The 17113-nt window shown below is 66.8% G+C and carries 18 protein-coding genes and 1 tRNA gene; 12 read left to right on the plus strand and 7 right to left on the minus strand.

The genetic code is table 11. The features are described from left to right. Positions 1-2: 2 nt before the first annotated feature. Positions 3-719 (minus strand): pyridoxamine 5'-phosphate oxidase family protein, encoded by a 717-nt coding sequence (locus GR158_RS22625; RefSeq protein WP_160872690.1) that lies wholly within the window; start codon positions 717-719, stop codon positions 3-5. Positions 720-759: 40 nt separating this feature from the next. On the opposite strand from GR158_RS22625, the gene GR158_RS22630 reads away from it, so the two are divergent. Next, positions 760-2193 carry a PLP-dependent aminotransferase family protein gene (locus tag GR158_RS22630; RefSeq protein ID WP_160872691.1) on the plus strand — a complete coding sequence of 478 codons (1434 nt, stop codon included), beginning with the start codon at positions 760-762 and terminating at the stop codon, positions 2191-2193. On the opposite strand, the gene GR158_RS22635 is transcribed toward GR158_RS22630, so the two are convergent. From GR158_RS22635 to GR158_RS22645, 3 genes are all read right to left on the minus strand, one after another. Beyond that, positions 2190-2915: a type 1 glutamine amidotransferase gene (locus tag GR158_RS22635; protein ID WP_160872692.1), complete on the minus strand. Its 726-nt coding sequence runs from the start codon at positions 2913-2915 to the stop codon at positions 2190-2192. The genes GR158_RS22630 and GR158_RS22635 overlap by 4 nt on opposite strands. A gap of 96 nt (positions 2916-3011) precedes the next feature. Beyond that, on the minus strand, positions 3012-3440 hold the full coding sequence (locus tag GR158_RS22640; protein WP_134650420.1) for an RbsD/FucU family protein: 429 nt from the start codon (positions 3438-3440) through the stop codon (positions 3012-3014). Continuing rightward, complete coding sequence (locus tag GR158_RS22645) at positions 3441-4670, minus strand: ROK family transcriptional regulator (protein ID WP_160872693.1); 1230 nt, start codon at positions 4668-4670, stop codon at positions 3441-3443. It abuts the gene before it with no gap. Between the two features lie 284 nt (positions 4671-4954). Here GR158_RS22645 and GR158_RS22650 point away from each other — a divergent pair, with 284 nt between their 5' ends. From GR158_RS22650 to pyrC, 5 genes are all read left to right on the plus strand, one after another. Then, entirely contained in the window at positions 4955-5980 is a 1026-nt protein-coding gene (locus GR158_RS22650; protein ID WP_134650422.1) for a sugar ABC transporter substrate-binding protein, read from the plus strand. A 257-nt stretch (positions 5981-6237) separates the two neighbouring features. Beyond that, entirely contained in the window at positions 6238-7338 is a 1101-nt protein-coding gene (locus GR158_RS22655; protein WP_160872694.1) for an ABC transporter permease, read from the plus strand. After that, positions 7338-8117 carry an ATP-binding cassette domain-containing protein gene (locus GR158_RS22660; protein ID WP_160872695.1) on the plus strand — a complete coding sequence of 260 codons (780 nt, stop codon included), beginning with the start codon at positions 7338-7340 and terminating at the stop codon, positions 8115-8117. The genes GR158_RS22655 and GR158_RS22660 overlap by 1 nt, the downstream gene beginning before the upstream one ends. After that, positions 8114-8737 carry a nucleoside triphosphate hydrolase gene (locus GR158_RS22665; RefSeq protein WP_160872696.1) on the plus strand — a complete coding sequence of 208 codons (624 nt, stop codon included), beginning with the start codon at positions 8114-8116 and terminating at the stop codon, positions 8735-8737. The genes GR158_RS22660 and GR158_RS22665 overlap by 4 nt, the downstream gene beginning before the upstream one ends. 58 nt (positions 8738-8795) lie before the next feature. After that, positions 8796-9836 carry a dihydroorotase gene (gene pyrC, locus GR158_RS22670; RefSeq protein ID WP_160872697.1) on the plus strand — a complete coding sequence of 347 codons (1041 nt, stop codon included), beginning with the start codon at positions 8796-8798 and terminating at the stop codon, positions 9834-9836. A 25-nt stretch (positions 9837-9861) separates the two neighbouring features. On the opposite strand, the gene GR158_RS22675 is transcribed toward pyrC, so the two are convergent. Next, on the minus strand, positions 9862-10623 hold the full coding sequence (locus tag GR158_RS22675; protein WP_160872698.1) for a Crp/Fnr family transcriptional regulator: 762 nt from the start codon (positions 10621-10623) through the stop codon (positions 9862-9864). 169 nt (positions 10624-10792) lie between these two features. Between GR158_RS22675 and GR158_RS22680 the strand changes: the two genes are divergently transcribed. Continuing rightward, positions 10793-11191 carry a response regulator transcription factor gene (locus GR158_RS22680; RefSeq protein ID WP_160872699.1) on the plus strand — a complete coding sequence of 133 codons (399 nt, stop codon included), beginning with the start codon at positions 10793-10795 and terminating at the stop codon, positions 11189-11191. On the opposite strand, the gene GR158_RS22685 is transcribed toward GR158_RS22680, so the two are convergent. Further along, a complete protein-coding gene (locus GR158_RS22685; protein ID WP_134650429.1) occupies positions 11182-11631 on the minus strand; it encodes a DoxX family protein in 450 nt (149 codons plus the stop codon). The genes GR158_RS22680 and GR158_RS22685 overlap by 10 nt on opposite strands. 179 nt (positions 11632-11810) lie before the next feature. Between GR158_RS22685 and GR158_RS22690 the strand changes: the two genes are divergently transcribed. Continuing rightward, the gene (locus GR158_RS22690) at positions 11811-12110 is read left to right on the plus strand and encodes a SelT/SelW/SelH family protein (RefSeq protein ID WP_160872700.1); all 300 of its coding nucleotides are present in this window, start codon (positions 11811-11813) and stop codon (positions 12108-12110) included. A 50-nt stretch (positions 12111-12160) separates the two neighbouring features. On the opposite strand, the gene GR158_RS22695 is transcribed toward GR158_RS22690, so the two are convergent. Next, positions 12161-12538, minus strand: coding sequence for a BA14K family protein (locus tag GR158_RS22695; protein WP_134650431.1), 378 nt, complete (start codon positions 12536-12538; stop codon positions 12161-12163). A 143-nt stretch (positions 12539-12681) separates the two neighbouring features. Between GR158_RS22695 and GR158_RS22700 the strand changes: the two genes are divergently transcribed. The 4 genes from GR158_RS22700 to gdhA all read left to right on the plus strand — a co-directional run bounded on the left by GR158_RS22700 (position 12682) and on the right by gdhA (position 17109). Beyond that, on the plus strand, positions 12682-14112 hold the full coding sequence (locus tag GR158_RS22700) for a phosphomannomutase (RefSeq protein WP_160872701.1): 1431 nt from the start codon (positions 12682-12684) through the stop codon (positions 14110-14112). Positions 14113-14215: 103 nt separating this feature from the next. Continuing rightward, positions 14216-14302 (plus strand) — tRNA-Leu (locus GR158_RS22705). A 218-nt stretch (positions 14303-14520) separates the two neighbouring features. Then, the gene (locus GR158_RS22710) at positions 14521-15672 is read left to right on the plus strand and encodes an HPP family protein (RefSeq protein WP_371731775.1); all 1152 of its coding nucleotides are present in this window, start codon (positions 14521-14523) and stop codon (positions 15670-15672) included. Between the two features lie 84 nt (positions 15673-15756). Next, a complete protein-coding gene (gdhA, locus tag GR158_RS22715; protein ID WP_160872702.1) occupies positions 15757-17109 on the plus strand; it encodes an NADP-specific glutamate dehydrogenase in 1353 nt (450 codons plus the stop codon). Positions 17110-17113 lie beyond the last annotated feature (4 nt).

Here is a 17113-nt window from a genome sequence, read left to right on the forward strand (position 1 = left end):
CGTCAGCCATCCTCGTAGAGGCGCTGTCCGGCCAGCAGCGCGTCGTCCAGGCGGCCGTTCTCGGCAAAGATCGACAGGCCCTCCGGCGGCTCGACCCCCGCCACCAGCCGGGGGCAGGTTTGCACCGCGCCGATGACCATCGTCACGGGGATGACGCCCGCCCAGACCGGCAGGGCGAAATCCGCCTCGTCGTCGCCCACGCCCTTGGCGCGCACCTTGGCGGCGGCCTCCTCGATCTCCATGGCGATGATCACCGTGGCCTTGGCCTCCTGCTGCGTGATCGGGCGCAGAAGCGCGCTGCGTCCGGGATAGAAGCGGTCCACCACGTCGCGCATCGCCTCGATCTTCTCGTCGGCATCCTCGACGAGGCGGGCCGTGCCGAAGCACATGGCGGAGCGGTAGTTGGCCGAATGGTTGAAGCCGGAGCGGGCGAGCACGAGGCCATCGAGATGGGCGACCGTCAGGCAGGCCGGCGTGCCGGCCTTCAGGTGGCGCAGCATGCGGCTTGCCGACGAGCCGTGCCAGTAGAGCGTGTCCTGCCTGCGCCAGAACAGCGTGGGCGTGGCATAGGGCTGGCCGTCGATGACATAGGCGACGTGACAGAGCATCGCCGCATCGAGAACGGCATGCACGGCGGCGCGGTCATAGCTGGCGCGCTCATGCATGCGCTTGACGCGGTTGCGCGGGGTGACGGGATAGGCGGCGGTATCGGCGGTCATGCGGGCTTGCCTTTCGAAAACGATGCCGCCATGGTGCGCCATGGCATTGGATCGAAAAAGCACCAATTCAGAGCGAAAAAAGAAGACCAATTCGCCCGACTGGTCGGCGCTCGTTCCCGTGCTGCCGGCCGCCGGCAAGCGCACGCCCGCGCTCTACCGCGAACTGCGCCGGCTGATCGAGGCCGGCACCCTGCCCGCCGGCGGCAAGCTGCCGACCTCGCGCGATCTCGCCGCCCGTCTGGGCATTGCGCGCGGCAGCGTGGTCGCGGCCTTCGAGATGCTGATCGCCGAGGGCTACGCGGTCGCCCGTCCCGGCGCCGGCACCTTCGTCGCCGACCGGGTGCCGACGGTCCGGCAGGCCGCCGCGCCCGCGACGATGGAGGGTGCCGCGGTGCGGATGCCGCTGCCCGGCACGCTCGGCGTCGCCATGGCGGATGCCCGCACGCTCTCGCTCTTCCGCACCCTGCTCAACCGCCACCTCGCCCGCCCGGGACCGGAGCACTTCCACTACGGCGATCCGCGCGGCGGCGAAGCGTTGCGACAGGCGCTCGCGGCCTATCTGCGGCAGGCGCGCGGGGTTCGCTGCACGGCGCAGTCCATCCTCATCACCTCGGGCACGCAGCAGGGCCTCGACCTCGTGGCGCGCGCACTGTTTTCGCCGGGCGAGCGGGTGATGATCGAGGACCCGTGTTATCCCAGCGCCCGGGCCGTCTTTTCCGGCAACGGGCTTGCCGTATCGGGCCTGCCGGTCGATGGCGAGGGGGCGGATATCGCCCGGGCCGTGCCGGAGGCCCGCGCCGTCTATGTCACGCCGTCGCACCAGTTTCCGCTCGGCGTGACGATGACGATGCGCCGGAGGCTCGCGCTGATCGACTGGGCGCGGGACACCGGCGGCTGGATCATCGAGGACGATTACGACAGCGAGTTCCGCTATGCCGGCCCGCCGCTCGCCGCCATGCAGGGCATGGATGACAGCGGCCGCGTGATCTATCTCGGCACCTTCTCCAAGGTGCTGTTTCCCGGATTGCGCCTCGGCTATGCCGTCCTTCCCGAACCGCTTGTCGACCGGATCGTCGCGCTCAGGACACGCAGCGATCGCAGCCCGCCGACGCTGGCCGAGGCGGCGCTGACCGACCTCATCCGCGAGGGCCACTTCGCCGCCCATCTGCGCCGCGCCCGGCGGCAGGCGCAGGCGGCGCGCGATGGTTTGCTGGAAGGGCTTCGCACGGCACCCGGCCTTGCCGTCGCCGTGCCGGACCAGGGCCTGCACCTTGTCGCGGGCCTGCCGGACGATGTGCCCGATATGGTGGCGGTCGAAATGGCGCGTAAGGCGGGGCTCGGTGTGCGGGCGCTCTCGGCCATGGCGGTCACGCAGCCGCCGCGGCAGGGCCTGGTGATCGGCTTTTCCGGCTTCGCGCCGGAGGTGCTGCGCGACGCGGCCTTGCGGTTTGCGGCAGCGCTTGGCCCCCTTTAGGCGACGCGGCGGCGGTCGGCGGCGCGCACCGTCGCCACCCAGGCACGCGCCAGCGCCAGGCCCGTGGCATCGGCGCTCGGCCCGCTTTCGGCGGCCAGTTCCGTGCGCCTTGCATACCAGTCCGGCGCCATGCCGGCGATGAGATCCGGGAAGGTGGCGACCCATTCGTCGACCACCGCGCGGCTCGCCTCGAAATGGAACTGCGTGCCGTAGACCGCCCTGCCGAGCCGGAAGGCCTGGTTCGCCACGGCGTCGCTTCCGGCAAGGCGCGCGGCACCCTCGGGCAGCGTGAAGGTATCGCTGTGCCATTCGAAGATCGGGAAGGCGGACGCGGCGGCTGACAGCACCGGGTCGGCCGCGCCTTCCGCGGTCAGCGACACCGTGCACCAGCCGAATTCCGGCGCCGTGCCGATCAGGTTGTCGCCGCCATAGGCGCGGGCCAGAAGCTGGCTGCCGAGGCACACGCCCAGGACCGATTTGTCGGCATCGCCGAAGCGGCGCATCAGGGCGGCAAGCGCGGGCAGGTAGGCATGGCTCTCGTCGTCGAGCGCATTCTGCGGACCGCCCATCACGACGATGGCGTCATGGGCGGTGTCATCGGCGGGGATGGCGTCGCCTGCATGGGGGCGGCAGATGTCGATCTCGGCGCCCGCTTCTTCAAGCGCGACGCCGATCTGCCCGAGCAAAGTCACCTTGTCGTTTTCCACCACCAGAACCCGCATGCGATACTCCCGCCTTCGATAGGAGACGACACAACCATGCTCCGCGGGTTCGTTCAAGACCGGCCGGCAGAAAGAGATCGGAGCCGGCGGGCCGGCTCAGGGATAGATGACGCCCTTGCGCAGGATGACATTCGCATAGAGCCGCGGCTCGCCGGTCTGCACCAGCGTATGGGCGGCACGCACGCGATTGTAGAAATCGGCGCCGACGAGCGGCACGACGGTGCGCTGCGGCTCGTGGCGGGCGCAGCAGTCGATGATCTCGCTGTGCACCGGCTCCAGCCGGTCGCGTTCCTGCCGGTAGGTCGAGCGGAAGATCGCCTCCTCGACGAAATCGTCGATGGGCATGACGGACAGGATGGCGTTGAGCACCGGCACCAGCGGCAGGCCGTCGAGGCGGATGAGCCGGCGGGCATGCTCGACGCCGGGATAGTTGCCGTCGACGATGGCGATTTCGTCGCCGTGGCCCATGGCACGCAGCGTCGACAGCAGCTCCGGGCTCAGGATGGGATCGATATTCTTCAGCATTCAGCCAAGCTCCTTGAAGAGAACGTTCTGGTCGGGAAGGTAACGGGAAAACAGCGGCAGGCTCGCCCCGCCGATCGAGCGGGCATGGCTGCCGACGGCACCCTCCACGATCTCGGGCATGGTGACGCCCTGCAGGTCGAGCCGCGCGACGGCGGCCTTGGTGGCGTCGACGACGCGCGCGCGCACCCAGTCGGGAAAACCGCCGTCGATGATGACGGCGGCAAAGTCGATGACGGAGGCCGAGGCGATGACGGCCTGGGCGAGTGCCGCCGCCACATCGTCGATCCACAGCTGCAGGGGCGCGCCGAAATCCACCCAACCGTCGGGCGAATACCAGAGCGGCATGGGGTCGATGCCGGCTTCGCGCAGCAGGTTTTCCAGCCGGTAGATGGAGGCGATCTTGAGCAGCTGCACGGTCTCGCCATCGCGGCCCTGCACGGGCAGCGGGCCGACGGCGCCCGCCGTTCCGGTGCGGCCGGTAAACAGCGCGGAGTTCAGCACCACGCCGCCGCCGATGAAGGAGCCGATGAAGAGATAGAGGAAATCGGGATAGTGCGGGCCGCGGCCGAAGACCAGCTCGGCGGCGCAGGCGCTGGTGGCGTCGTTCTGCAAGGTGACGGGATAGGGCACGCGCCCGGCGATCTCGGCCTCGAGATCGACGCCGCGCCACTGGTCCATCTCGGCCTGCGGGGCGCCCACCTCGCTTGCCCAGCTCCACAGCTCGAAGGGCGCGGCGACGCCGAAGCCGGCGATGCGGGCGCGCTCCTGCGGGCTCATCAACGCCTGAAGCTCGGCCAGCCCCTCCTCCACGAAGGACAGCAGCGGCCCGGGCATGGGATAGGGAAAGGTGCAGCGCACCTGCCGGCGAATGCCGCCGACGAAATCCATCAGCACGATATCGGCGCTGCGCCGGCCGATCTTCATGCCAAGCGAATAGACCGCCTCCGGGTTGAGCCGCATCGGCACGGAGGGCTGGCCGACCTTGCCGCGCAGGGGTTCGCCGCGGATCAGCAGGCCTTCGGCCTCCAGCGCGCGCATGATGACCGTCACCGTCTGGGCGGACAGGCCGCTGCGCCGCGCGATCTCGGCCTTGGAGAGGCTGCCGTGCCGGCGCACCAGCGACATGACGAGGCGCTCGTTATAGGCGCGCACGCGCACTTGGTTCGCTCCCCCGCTGGGATCGAGGATATCGGCCGGCGCGGCCATCGCCGACGCGGCATCTTTGATCATCGTGTCCTCCCGTGCCGGCCCTGGCGCAAGACGCCCGTTCCGGTCCTCTTATCGGCTGGCGCTCCGCTCTTCCACCGGAAACGTTACAGCCGGGGCCGTCGCCCACCGTTGAGCGGAGCATGCCACATCGGATTAATAATTCAATTCGATTTATTTATTGACAGGCATTTCTTTTGGTGTTCTCTTGACCGTCGGAAGCCGGTCGGACAGCAGGAACCCTGTCCACCCGCGACCGGATGGCCCCGGGAGAGGGGCGCATCCCGTTTTGTCCTTGGGAGGATTACATGAAGACATCCATCATTTCCGCCGCTCTCGGCGCGCTGGCGCTTGGCGTGGCCTTTTCCACGCCGGCCGCTGCGGCAGACACCACCGCCTGCCTGATCACCAAGACCGACACCAATCCCTTCTTCGTCAAGATGAAGGAAGGCGCGACCGCCAAGGCCGCCGAGCTCGGCGTGACGCTGAAGTCCTATGCCGGCAAGATCGACGGCGATTCCGAAAGCCAGGTCGCCGCCATCGAGACCTGCATCGCCGATGGCGCCAAGGGCATCCTGATCGCCGCCTCCGACACCAAGGGCATCGTTCCCTCCGTGCAGAAGGCGCGCGACGCCGGCCTGCTCGTCATCGCGCTCGACACCCCGCTCGAGCCGCTCGACAGCGCCGACATGACGTTTGCCACCGACAACCTGCTGGCCGGCGAACTCATCGGCAAGTGGGCCGCCGCCACGCTCGGCGACGGCGCCAAGGATGCCAAGATCGCCTTCCTGAACCTCACGCCGTCGCAGCCGTCGGTCGACGTCCTGCGCAACCAGGGCTTCATGAAGGGCTTCGGCATCGACGTGAAGGACATCAACAAGATCGGCGACGAGGACGATCCGCGCATCGTCGGCAACGACGTGACGAACGGCAACGAGGAAGGCGGCCGGACCGCCATGGAAAACCTTCTCCAGAAGGATCCGACCATCAATGTCGTGCACACGATCAACGAGCCGGCCGCTGCCGGCGCCTATGAAGCGCTGAAGGCCGTCGGCCGCGAGAAGGACGTGCTCATCGTTTCCGTCGACGGCGGTTGCCCGGGCGTGCAGAACGTCGCCGACGGCGTGATCGGCGCCACCTCGCAGCAATATCCGCTGATGATGGCGGCGCTTGGCGTCGAGGCCATCAAGAAGTTCGCCGATACCGGCGAGAAGCCGAAGGCCACCGAAGGCAAGGACTTCTTCGACACGGGCGTGACGCTCGTCACCGACAAGCCGGCCGCCGGGATCGATTCGATCGATACCAAGGCCGGCAAGGAAAAGTGCTGGGGCTGATGCCTCATGCCGGCCCGGTCTGACCGGGCCGGCCATCCGCCATGGCGGACCGGGTGAACGCACCCTTGTTTTGACAATCGCTAAAAGACGTGGGCACCATCGTCCCCTGCAAGCGGCCGCGCTTTATGATGCGGCTGGCGCAGGAGACCGCCCGAAGAAGGCGGCCGGTGCACACGAGCATCTCGACCGATTGTTCACGCACCCAATGTATCCGGCACTGCCGCGACGGTCGGCATCGGAAGGGGAGGAAAAGGATCATGAGTGAGACAACGACGGCGACGCAACCCGTTCAGGGGTCGCAGCCTTCGCAGGAATTCGAGAAGGTGCTGTCCGGCAGCGCAACGCAGGTCGCGTCCTTCGATACGAACGACAAGACGGCCGTGCAGAAATTCCAGCACTTCCTGCACGGCAATCCCTCTGCCGTGCCGCTGATCGTGCTGGTGCTTTCGGTTGCCGTCTTCGGCATCGTTCTCGGCGGCAAGTTCTTCTCCGCCTTCACGCTGACGCTCATCCTCCAGCAGGTGGCGATCGTCGGCATCGTCGGCGCGGCGCAGACGCTGGTGATCCTGACCGCGGGCATCGACCTTTCGGTCGGCGCGATCATGGTGCTCTCCTCCGTCGTGATGGGGCAGTTCACCTTCCGCTACGGCCTGCCGCCCTCGGTGGCGGTGCTGTGCGGCCTCGCCTGTGGTGCGCTGTGCGGCTATATCAACGGCCTGCTCGTCGCACGCATGAAACTGCCGCCCTTCATCGTGACGCTCGGCATGTGGCAGATCATCCTCGCCTCCAACTTCCTCTATTCCGCCAACGAGACGATCCGCTCGCAGGACCTCGCCGCGCAGGCGCCGCTGCTGCAGTTCTTCGGCAACAATATCCGCCTCGGCGGCGCGGTCTTCACCTACGGCGTCATCGCCATGGTGCTGCTCGTGGCGCTGTTGTGGTACGTGCTGAACCAGACGGCCTGGGGCCGCCATGTCTATGCCGTGGGCGACGACCCGGATGCGGCGGAACTGGCCGGCGTCAACGTCAAGCGCATGCTCGTCTCCGTCTATACGCTGTCCGGCCTCATCTGTGCGCTTGCAGGCTGGGCCCTCATCGGCCGCATCGGCTCGGTCTCGCCGACCGCCGGCCAGTTCGCCAATATCGAATCGATCACCGCCGTGGTGATCGGCGGGCTCTCGCTCTTCGGCGGACGCGGCTCCATCCTCGGCATGATCTTCGGCGCGCTGATCGTCGGCGTGTTCTCGCTCGGCCTTCGCCTGATCGGCACGGACCCGCAATGGACCTATCTCCTGATCGGCGTCCTCATCATCTCGGCAGTGGCAATCGACCAGTGGATCAGAAAGGTAGCAGGCTGATGGCTCTCGAACCCATTCTCACCGCACGCGGTCTCGTCAAACGCTACGGCCGCGTCACCGCCCTCGACCATGCCGATTTCGACCTCTATCCCGGCGAGATCCTCGCCGTGATCGGCGACAACGGCGCGGGCAAGTCCTCGATGATCAAGGCGATCTCCGGCGCCATCTCCCCCGACGAGGGCGAGATCCGGCTGGAGGGAAAGCCCATCAGCTTCCGCTCGCCGATCGAGGCCCAGAAGGCCGGGATCGAGACCGTCTACCAGAACCTCGCGCTCTCGCCGGCGCTGTCGATTGCCGACAACATGTTCCTCGGCCGCGAGATCCGCAAACCCGGCGTCATGGGCAGCGTGTTCCGCAAGCTCGACCGCGGCGCGATGGAGAAATTCGCCCGCGACAAGCTCTCGGAACTCGGCCTGATGACGATCCAGAACATCAACCAGGCGGTGGAGACGCTGTCGGGCGGCCAGCGCCAGGGCGTGGCTGTGGCGCGTGCCGCAGCCTTCGGCTCGAAGGTCATCATCCTCGACGAACCGACGGCCGCACTCGGCGTCAAGGAAAGCCGGCGCGTGCTGGAACTCATCCTCGACGTGCGCCGGCGCGGCATTCCCATCGTGCTCATCTCGCACAACATGCCGCATGTCTTCGAGGTGGCGGACCGCATCCATATCCATCGGCTCGGCCGGCGATTGACCGTCATCAATCCGAAGGATTACACCATGTCCGACGCCGTCGCCTTCATGACGGGCGCCAAGGTGCCGACGGAGGCCATTGCGGCATGATATCGCCTGCCACGATCGTGGATGCCATCCAGCGGCGCGCGGGAGACGCGCGCCGCTTTCTCGTCGGGCTGGCGGGTCCGCCGGCGGCCGGCAAGTCGACGCTCGCCGAGGCGCTGAGGGCGGGGCTTCTCGCGCGCGGCGAAAGCGCCGAAATCCTGCCCATGGACGGCTTCCACCTGGATAACGGCATCCTGGCCGAACGGGGCCTGCTGCCGCGCAAGGGCATTGCCGAGACCTTCGACGGCCGCGGTTTCATCGATATCGTGCATGCGCTGAAGCGCGCCGAGGACGAGGTTCTTGTGCCGGTCTTCGACCGCTCGCGCGAGCTTGCCGTCAATGCCGCGCGCGCCATTCCGAAAGACACCCGTTTCATTCTGGCCGAGGGCAACTACCTGCTGTTCAAGGATGCGCCCTGGGACCGGCTCGACGGCGTCTTCGACTTCACGATCTTCGTCGGCCCGCCCTATGCCGTGCTGGAAGAACGCCTGCGCCGCCGCTGGATGAGCTATGACCTGCCCGAAGACCAGATCGGCTGGAAGCTCTACGGCAACGACCTGCCGAACGGAAAGCGCATCCTCGAACACTCCCGCCCCGCCGACCTGCATATCGACCTGTTCTGAGGAATTGTCGTCCGACCCGTCGAGTGCTATCGCAACGCCAAAGACGGGAGAGACGCCGATGACCACTGAACTCACCATCCGCCGGCCGGACGACTGGCACCTGCATCTGCGCGACGGCGCCATGCTGGAGGGCGTGATCGGCGACACCAGCCGCCACTTCGCCCGCGCGATCATCATGCCGAACCTCGTGCCGCCCGTCGTCACGACCGCCGATGCGGCCGCCTATCGCGACCGCATTCTGGCAGCCCTTCCCAAGGGCGACCGGTTCGAGCCGCTGATGACGCTCTACCTCACCGAGCACACCGACCCCGACGACGTGGAAGAAGGCTTCAGGAGCGGCCTGATCCGTGCGGTCAAACTCTACCCCGCCGGCGCCACCACCAATTCCCATGGCGGCGTGCGCGACATGGACAAGGCGATGCCCGTGCTGGAGCGCATGGCCAGGATCGGGCTGACGCTCTGCGTGCACGGCGAGGTCACGACGCCCGAGGTCGATATCTTCGACCGCGAGGCGGTCTTCATCGAAACGGTGCTCGATCCGCTGCGCAACCGCCTGCCGGACCTGCGCGTGACGATGGAACACGTCACCACGAAGAACGGCATCGACTACATCAAGGCCGCCAGGGCCAACCTCGCCGGCTCGATCACCACGCATCACCTGATCATCAACCGCAACGCCATCCTGGTCGGCGGGATCAAGCCGCATTATTACTGCCTGCCCGTCGCCAAGCGCGAGGAGCATCGCCTCGCATTGCGCGCTGCCGCGACCTCCGGCGACAGGCGCTTCTTCCTCGGCACCGATTCGGCGCCGCATGTCGATCCGCTGAAGGAATGCGCCTGCGGCTGCGCCGGCATCTACACCTCGATCAACACGATGAGCTGCCTCGCCCATGTCTTCGAAGAGGACGGCGCGCTCGACACGCTGGAGGCCTTCGCCTCGCTGAACGGCCCGGCCTGGTACGGCCTGCCGGCAAACGCGGAGACGATCCGCCTCGTCAGGCGCCCGGAGCCGGTCGCCTTCCCGGCGAAGATCGAGACGGGCGCGGGACCGGTGACGGTGTTCGACCCGATGTTCCCGCTCTACTGGGACGTGGCGTGATCTTTCGCCTTAAATGAAGGGCGCCTCAGATGAAAGGGCGCGGCCCGCGCTGCAACCCTTCCCAGCCGGCAAGCGCCTGAAGCCCGTCGGCATCGAGGATCTCGCAGCCCCGGTCATGCCAGCGCATCAGCTGGCGGTCTGACAGCTTGCGCAACGTCTTGTTGGTGTGGACGAGCGACAGGCCCAGCGTATCGGCGACATGCTGCTGCGTGATGGGAATGACCAGCCGCCCGCCGTTCAGCCCGGCGGTATGGGCGCGTCGCTGGATGAAGGAGAGCAGGTAAGCGGTGCGCTCCAGCGCCGTGCGCCGGCCGATCGACAGCAGATGCTCGTCGAGAATGCGCTCCTCCAGCGCGGCGATCCAGGTCAGGTCGTAGCCGAGCGAGGGATGACGCTCGAAGAGGCGTTCCAGCTTGGCGCGCTCGAAGACGCAGAGCGTGACCGGTGTCAGCGCCTCGACCGAATGGTCCATCTCGCCCATGAGGCTGCCCTGCAGGCCGACCAGATCGCCCGGCATGACATAGTTCATGATCTGGCGGCGGCCGTCCGGCAGGAGCTTGTAGCGAAAGGCCCAGCCCGACAGCACGGTAAAGAGATGGGCGCTGTGCATGCCCTCGACGAGGATGGTCGAGCTGCGGTCGACCGACAGTTCGCCGGTCTTGAACTGTGCGACGAAATCCAGTTCTCGGGGCGTGAAATCGCGGAAGGTCTCGAGCCCGCGGAGGGGACAGTGCTGGCATGGCGTTTGCCACCGGGTTTGCTGCCTGGCCGTGGTTCCGCTCGCCATATTGCCCCCTTTATCGACCGGACTGGCCTTCGAAACGGGGCAGGCGCGAACTTGTTCCATCGCACCGGCACTATGTCTTTTTTAAATGACACATCGGTGCCGCCGCCCCACATTCCGCCTCCCAAACCGCCCCTCCCGGCGGATTCGCATGGACGAGGAGTATCGCGCCATGGACCAGTCGTTCCCCCATATCGTGATCGCCGAGCACGAGTTTCTCATCGCCCTGGACGCCGAATATCTCATCCGCTCGGCCATCGATTGTCGCACCACGCTCGTTCGGCCCGAGCAGCTCGGCCAGTGGAACACATCAGCACTTGCGGATGTGGATCTGTGCCTGATCGACGTTCCGCTCGACATGTCCGGCATCGCGCCGGCGATCCAGCGGCTTGTCGACGCCGGTGTTCCGCTGCTTCTGACGACGGTGAGCGAGGCGCACCAGAGGGGGGTCGCCGGCTTCGAGACGCTGCCCGTCGCCACCAAGCCCTTCGAGGCCGACACGCTGCTGGCCATGGTCAAGGCGCAGCTGCACCGGGGGGCTCAGCCGGCCGAGGACGTCGATCAGAACTGACGGCCGAGCTTGGCGTCCACCGAGTGGCTGTTGGACCCGCGGACCGCGAAGAAGAGGAAGATCAGCGTCCAGAGGATGGACTTCTCCGCACCCATCAGGCCCTCGGCCTTTACCACGCCATGGAAGTAGACGGTCACGGCCAGCACGATCATGGAGGCGAACGCCGCCGGGCGCGTGAAGAGGCCGATGGCAACCAGGATGCCGCCGAAGAATTCGGTGGCGGCCAGCAGCGGCGACCAGAAGACGCCCGGATAGAAGCCCAGGCTTTCCACCATGCCGACGGCGCCGAAGGGGTTCATGATCTTGCCGTAGCCGTGCGTGACGAGCAGCAGGCCGGCGGCGACGCGCAGGATCGTCTCGGCGCTTTCATGCAGTGCGGCATAAAGGCCGCCAAGCTTGGGGATGATGAGACGCGGGCGGGCGGTTGAAACGTCGGTCATGCGGGGCTCCGTTGGACATGTTGCAGTGCACGTCCTCTCGACCATGAAGTCGGCTGCGACAAGATGTCCGTCGACAAAACATGATGAATTCGGTTGACATTTCCGTGAGGGCCGCAAGCGCCATCGCCTTGGCGCCGGCATGCCTGTTATAGCTTGCCGACATTGCAAAGGAGGCAGCCATGTCCGACGCGAAGCCGCGTGTTTCCATTCTCTACTGCACCCAGTGCAACTGGCTGCTGCGCGCCGGCTGGATGGCGCAGGAGCTGCTGTCGACCTTCTCCGATTCGCTCGGCGAAGTGGCGCTCATTCCCGGCACGGGCGGCCATTTCGAAATCCGCGTGAACGAGACCGTGGTCTGGGAGCGCAAGCGCGACGGCGGCTTTCCCGGGCCGAAGGAACTGAAGCAGCGGGTCCGCGACATCATCGAGCCCGAGCGCGATCTCGGCCATACCGACCGGGTATCGGCTCCCGACGCCTGAAACGAAAACGGCGGGCCTGAAGCCCGCCGCCAATCGTTCGCCCGGCCGCCTTAACGGTAGGGCGAATAGCAGACCCGGTAGATGCCGTTACCAGCATGGTAGCGGTTGGTATAGGGGTCATAGGTGCGGTAGCGGTTCATGCACCAGCGCACATGCGCATTACGTCCGCCGCCGTAATAACGCGGGCGCTCGTAGCGCGGGCGATAGTAGCGGCGCTCGTAGCCGTAATGCGGGCGATAATGATGACGGCGATGCCAGCGCCGCTCGCAACCGTAGCCGACGCAGTACTGCGCCTGCGTGACGTCGTTTGCGGTCTGGAGCTTGAGCGCGGGCACGGCAAGCGGAGCGGCCTGGGCCGTTCCAAGCGGAGCGATTGCCGAGGCGAGACCCATCGCGCAACCGAAAATGATATTTCGAATCTTCGACATGTTGATCCTCACTATCCTTGCGGGATATTTCCCTGTCACGTCCCTGCCTAGCATTACGGCCACGCATTTTGTTTTATTCGTGATCGCGCGGGCATGACGAGATGTATCGCAGCCATCGCGATCCGCAAGTGGAGGGGTAAGCAATGAGCCTGAAATTCGGCACCAGTGGACTGCGCGGACTTTCCGTCGATCTGGAGGGTCCCGCGACAGCGCTTTATGCCACCGCCTTTGCCCGCCACCTCCTGGGATCCGGAATCGCCGAACCGGGCGACGAAATCCTCGTCGGGCGGGATTTCCGGGCCTCCAGCCCCGCGATCTCGGCCATCGCCATCGCGGCACTGCGCAAGGCGGGGCTTGCGCCCTACGACTGCGGCACGCTGCCGACGCCGGCACTCGCCCTCCTCGGCCTCAAGCGCGGCGCGGCGAGCCTCATGGTGACGGGCTCGCACATTCCCGCCGACCGCAACGGCATCAAGTTCTACCGGCCGGACGGCGAGATCGACAAGGCGGACGAAGCCGCGATCAACGCCGCCGCCGAGGCGCTGCGGGCCGAAGGCGCGATCGTCGATGCAGCGCAGGAGGCAGCGCCGGACGCACATGACGCCGCCATGGCGCTCTACGGCGCGCGCAACCGCGCGCTCCTGCCCGAGGGCAGCCTTTCGGGCCTCAGGATCGGCGTCTACCAACATTCCACGGTGGCGCGCGACCTCTTCGTTTCGGTGCTGGCGCATCATGGCGCCGATGTCGTGGCGCTCGGGCGCTCCGAGACCTTCATTCCCGTGGATACCGAAGCGGTGTCGACCGACACCATCGCCCTTTTGCGGGGCTGGGCGGCGCAGCACGACCTCGACGCCATCGTCTCCGCCGATGGCGACGGCGACCGGCCGCTTATCACCGACGAGACGGGAACGCCGTTGCGCGGCGATCTCGTCGGCCTGATCGCCAGCCGCTTTCTCGGCGCGACGGTCGTGGCCACGCCGGTCACCTCCAACTCCGGCATCGAGGCCGCAACCGGCGGGCGCGTGCTGCGCACCCGCGTCGGCTCGCCCTTCGTCATTGCCGCGATGAACGAGGCAGTGGCGGCGGGCGAAACCGCCGTCGTCGGTTTCGAGGCCAACGGCGGCACGCTGACCGCGACGCCGTTTACCGTGAACGGCCGCACGCTGACGCCGCTGCCGACCCGCGACAGCCTGATGCCGGTGCTGGCCGTGCTGGCGCTGGCGAAGAGCCGCCGCCAGCCGCTCTCGGCCGTTGCGGCCGGCTTTTTGCTTCCCGCGGCGGCCAGCGACCGGCTGGAAAACTTCCCCGTGGAAACCAGTGCGGCCCTGATGACGACACTGCGCAGCGGTGGCGAGGCGCTTGCGGCCTTCCTCGCCCCGATCGGCGTGCCCGCCGGCGTCAGCGATATCGACGGGCTGCGGGTGACGCTCGCGGACGCAAGCATCATCCACCTGCGCCCGTCCGGCAATGCGCCGGAAATGCGCTGCTATGTGGAAGCCCGCGACGACGCGGCCGCCGCCCGGCTGCTTCAGGCGGGTCTGACGCGCATCCGCGACTGGGCCGCGGCCCGCTAGAGGCCGGCACGGCACATGAAAACAGGCTTTTCGCCAAGCTGTTGCGAAAACTTCAAAAAGCCTGTTGACACCGAAGGGCGGTCCTTCTACATCGCTCTCCGTCGCCCAGATGGCGGAATTGGTAGACGCGCCAGCTTCAGGTGCTGGTACTCGAAAGGGTGTGGAGGTTCGAGTCCTCTTCTGGGCACCAATCCCCTGTTTCAGTTGCCTTGACGGCAATCGGAAACATCGAAAAGGCCCCTGCTTCGCGGGGGCCTTTTGCTTTTGCGGCAAGCGCTGCCGGCGGGCTTGCGGACACTTTGGCGCACTCGTTTCCAGCCATGCAGAATCTTGCCATTGCCGGCTTGCATCGCCGCCTCGTTAGGCACATAAGCCTATAAAATAATCATATGCCTTTTAAAGATCAGGATCATCGTGGCCAAACCCCATGACGATGCCCATAAGTCGGGCATTCTGTCCAAAATCCGGCTTTTTTCTCCGATTCTGGCCGGCGCCACGCTGAAGGAAAGGCTGATCGGCTGCCTCGGCGCGCTTCTGGGCATCTGCGTGACCGGCCTCGTCTGCGGCATGGCGATGGGCAACGGCCCGCACCTGCCCTTGATCGTCGCGCCCATCGGCGCATCCGCCGTGCTGCTTTTTGCCGTGCCCGCCAGCCCGCTCGCCCAGCCCTGGCCGATTGTCGGCGGCAACACGATCTCCGCCTTCGCGGGCGTTGCCATCGCCTCGCTCGTTTCCGATCCCGCGCTCGCCATCGGGCTTGCGGTCGCCCTTGCCATCCTTGTCATGTCGCTGACGCGCTCGCTGCATCCACCGGGTGGTGCGGCCGCGCTGACGGCCGTCATCGGGGGCGCGGCGGTCACCCGCGCCGGCTTCTGGTTTCCGCTCGTTCCGATCGCGCTCAATTCGCTGATCCTCGTTCTCATCGGCATGGCGTTCCATCGGCTGGCGGGGCGGCAATATCCGCACCGGCCGGCCGCCACGCCGGTCAACACGCATGGAACGGCAGACCCGCCCGCGGCTTTGCGGGCCGGCTTCACGGCCGACGATATCGACGCGGCCATCGCGCGCCTCGACGAGACGCTCGATGTCAGCCGCGCGGATATCGACGCGCTGCTGCGCGAGGTGGAACGGCAGGCGCTGGCGCGGCGCCACGGCGAATTGACCGTCGATGACATCATGTCGCGCGACGTGGTGACGGTGCATGCCGACGCCACGCCGGATGAAGCGCGGCGCAAGCTTCTCGACCACGATATCCGCACCCTGCCTGTGCTCGACGGCGAAAGCCGCCTTGCCGGCACCGTCGGCCTTCGCGAACTGGCGACGGCTGTGCCCGGGGCGGCGCTTCCCGTGACCGCGGCCGCGACCGCGCGTTCCTCCGACCCGGCGGTTGGCCTCCTGCCGCGCCTGACGGACGGCACGATCCACGCGGTGGTCGTCATCGACGATGCGGAGCGTGTCATCGGCATCGTTTCCCAGACCGATCTTCTCGCCACCCTGGCCAGAAGCCTCTCCCACACCGCACGCACCGGCCTGATGGCCGGCCACGGACAGGGTATCTGACCATGCCCGAGCGATGTCACCGGGGCCTGTCCTGACGGACCGGCCCCGCCAAGAACTGCGAATATGAAACGAAGGAGCGTCGCGATGCCGACCGTCGATGAAAAGCTTGAACCGATCCTCGCCCAGGTTCTACAGCGCAACCCGGCCGAACCGGAATTCCACCAGGCGGCGCGCGAAGTGCTGGAGAGCCTGGGGCTCGTCGTGACGAAGCATCCGGACTACCTGAAGGACGCGCTGATCGAGCGCATCTGCGAGCCGGAGCGCCAGATCATCTTTCGCGTGCCGTGGGTGGACGACAAGGGACAGGTGCACATCAACCGCGGCTTCCGCGTGCAGTTCAACTCGGCGCTCGGTCCCTACAAGGGCGGCCTGCGCTTCCACCCCTCCGTCAATCTCGGCATCATCAAGTTCCTCGGCTTCGAGCAGATCTTCAAGAACGCGCTGACGGGCCTGCCGATCGGCGGCGGCAAGGGCGGCTCGGACTTCGACCCGAAGGGGCGCTCGGAAGGCGAGATCATGCGCTTCTGCCAGTCCTTCATGACGGAACTGCACCGCCATCTCGGCGAGCACACGGACGTGCCGGCCGGAGACATCGGCGTGAGCGGCCGCGAGATCGGCTGGATGTTCGGCCAGTACAAGCGCCTCACCAACCGCTTCGAGGCCGGCGTCTTCACCGGCAAGGGCCTGAGCTATGGCGGCTCGCTGGTGCGCAAGGAGGCGACCGGCTACGGCGCGGTCTATTTCACCCGCGCCATGCTCGAAAGCCGCGGCACGGATTTCGAGCGCAAGAAGGTCACGGTCTCCGGCTCCGGCAATGTCGCCGTCTACGCCATGGAACAGGCGATCAAGTATGGCGCGACCGTCGTCGCCTGCTCCGACAGCAGCGGCTATGTGCATGACGCCGAGGGCATAGATCTCGATCTCGTCAAGGACATCAAGGAAGTGCGCCGCGAGCGCATGTCGGACTATGTGCGGGTGAAGAAATCGGCGCATTTCATTCCGACCGGCAAGGGTTCGATCTGGGACGTGACCTGCGACGTGGCGCTGCCCTGCGCCACGCAGAACGAGCTGACCGGCAAGGACGCCAAGACGCTGATCGCCAACGGCGTCATCGCGGTTGCGGAAGGCGCCAACATGCCGTCCACGCCGGAAGCCGTGCGCGCCTTCCAGGAATCGGGCGTGCTGTTCGGCCCCGGCAAGGCGGCCAATGCCGGCGGCGTCGCCACGTCGGCGCTCGAAATGCAGCAGAATGCCAGCCGCGACAGCTGGAGCTTCGAGCAGGCCCGCGAGCGCCTTGGCCAGATCATGCAGGGTATTCACGACCGCTGCGCCGAGACGGCGGACGAATATGGCGCCAAGGGCAACTACGTGCTCGGCGCCAATATCGCGGGCTTCATCCGCGTGGCGGAAGCCATGCGCGCGCAGGGCGTGATCTGATCGC

The sequence above is a fragment of the Shinella sp. AETb1-6 genome (assembly GCF_009826875.1).
GTDB lineage: Bacteria > Pseudomonadota > Alphaproteobacteria > Rhizobiales > Rhizobiaceae > Shinella > Shinella sumterensis.

Excerpts from the sequence above, each read along its gene's own strand:
- GR158_RS22650 (WP_134650422.1), top strand. The coding sequence starts at position 4,955 with ATGAAGACATCCATCATTTCCGCCGCTCTCGGCGCGCTGGCGCTTGGC.
- GR158_RS22690 (WP_160872700.1), top strand. The coding sequence starts at position 11,811 with ATGTCCGACGCGAAGCCGCGTGTTTCCATTCTCTACTGCACCCAGTGC.
- GR158_RS22665 (WP_160872696.1), top strand. The coding sequence starts at position 8,114 with ATGATATCGCCTGCCACGATCGTGGATGCCATCCAGCGGCGCGCGGGA.
- GR158_RS22685 (WP_134650429.1), bottom strand. The coding sequence starts at position 11,631 with ATGACCGACGTTTCAACCGCCCGCCCGCGTCTCATCATCCCCAAGCTT.
- gdhA (WP_160872702.1), top strand. The coding sequence starts at position 15,757 with ATGCCGACCGTCGATGAAAAGCTTGAACCGATCCTCGCCCAGGTTCTA.
- GR158_RS22660 (WP_160872695.1), top strand. The coding sequence starts at position 7,338 with ATGGCTCTCGAACCCATTCTCACCGCACGCGGTCTCGTCAAACGCTAC.
- GR158_RS22640 (WP_134650420.1), bottom strand. The coding sequence starts at position 3,440 with ATGCTGAAGAATATCGATCCCATCCTGAGCCCGGAGCTGCTGTCGACG.
- GR158_RS22695 (WP_134650431.1), bottom strand. The coding sequence starts at position 12,538 with ATGTCGAAGATTCGAAATATCATTTTCGGTTGCGCGATGGGTCTCGCC.
- GR158_RS22635 (WP_160872692.1), bottom strand. The coding sequence starts at position 2,915 with ATGCGGGTTCTGGTGGTGGAAAACGACAAGGTGACTTTGCTCGGGCAG.
- GR158_RS22630 (WP_160872691.1), top strand. The coding sequence starts at position 760 with ATGGCATTGGATCGAAAAAGCACCAATTCAGAGCGAAAAAAGAAGACC.
- GR158_RS22655 (WP_160872694.1), top strand. The coding sequence starts at position 6,238 with ATGAGTGAGACAACGACGGCGACGCAACCCGTTCAGGGGTCGCAGCCT.
- GR158_RS22645 (WP_160872693.1), bottom strand. The coding sequence starts at position 4,670 with ATGATCAAAGATGCCGCGTCGGCGATGGCCGCGCCGGCCGATATCCTC.
- GR158_RS22680 (WP_160872699.1), top strand. The coding sequence starts at position 10,793 with ATGGACCAGTCGTTCCCCCATATCGTGATCGCCGAGCACGAGTTTCTC.
- GR158_RS22700 (WP_160872701.1), top strand. The coding sequence starts at position 12,682 with ATGAGCCTGAAATTCGGCACCAGTGGACTGCGCGGACTTTCCGTCGAT.
- pyrC (WP_160872697.1), top strand. The coding sequence starts at position 8,796 with ATGACCACTGAACTCACCATCCGCCGGCCGGACGACTGGCACCTGCAT.
- GR158_RS22675 (WP_160872698.1), bottom strand. The coding sequence starts at position 10,623 with ATGGCGAGCGGAACCACGGCCAGGCAGCAAACCCGGTGGCAAACGCCA.
- GR158_RS22625 (WP_160872690.1), bottom strand. The coding sequence starts at position 719 with ATGACCGCCGATACCGCCGCCTATCCCGTCACCCCGCGCAACCGCGTC.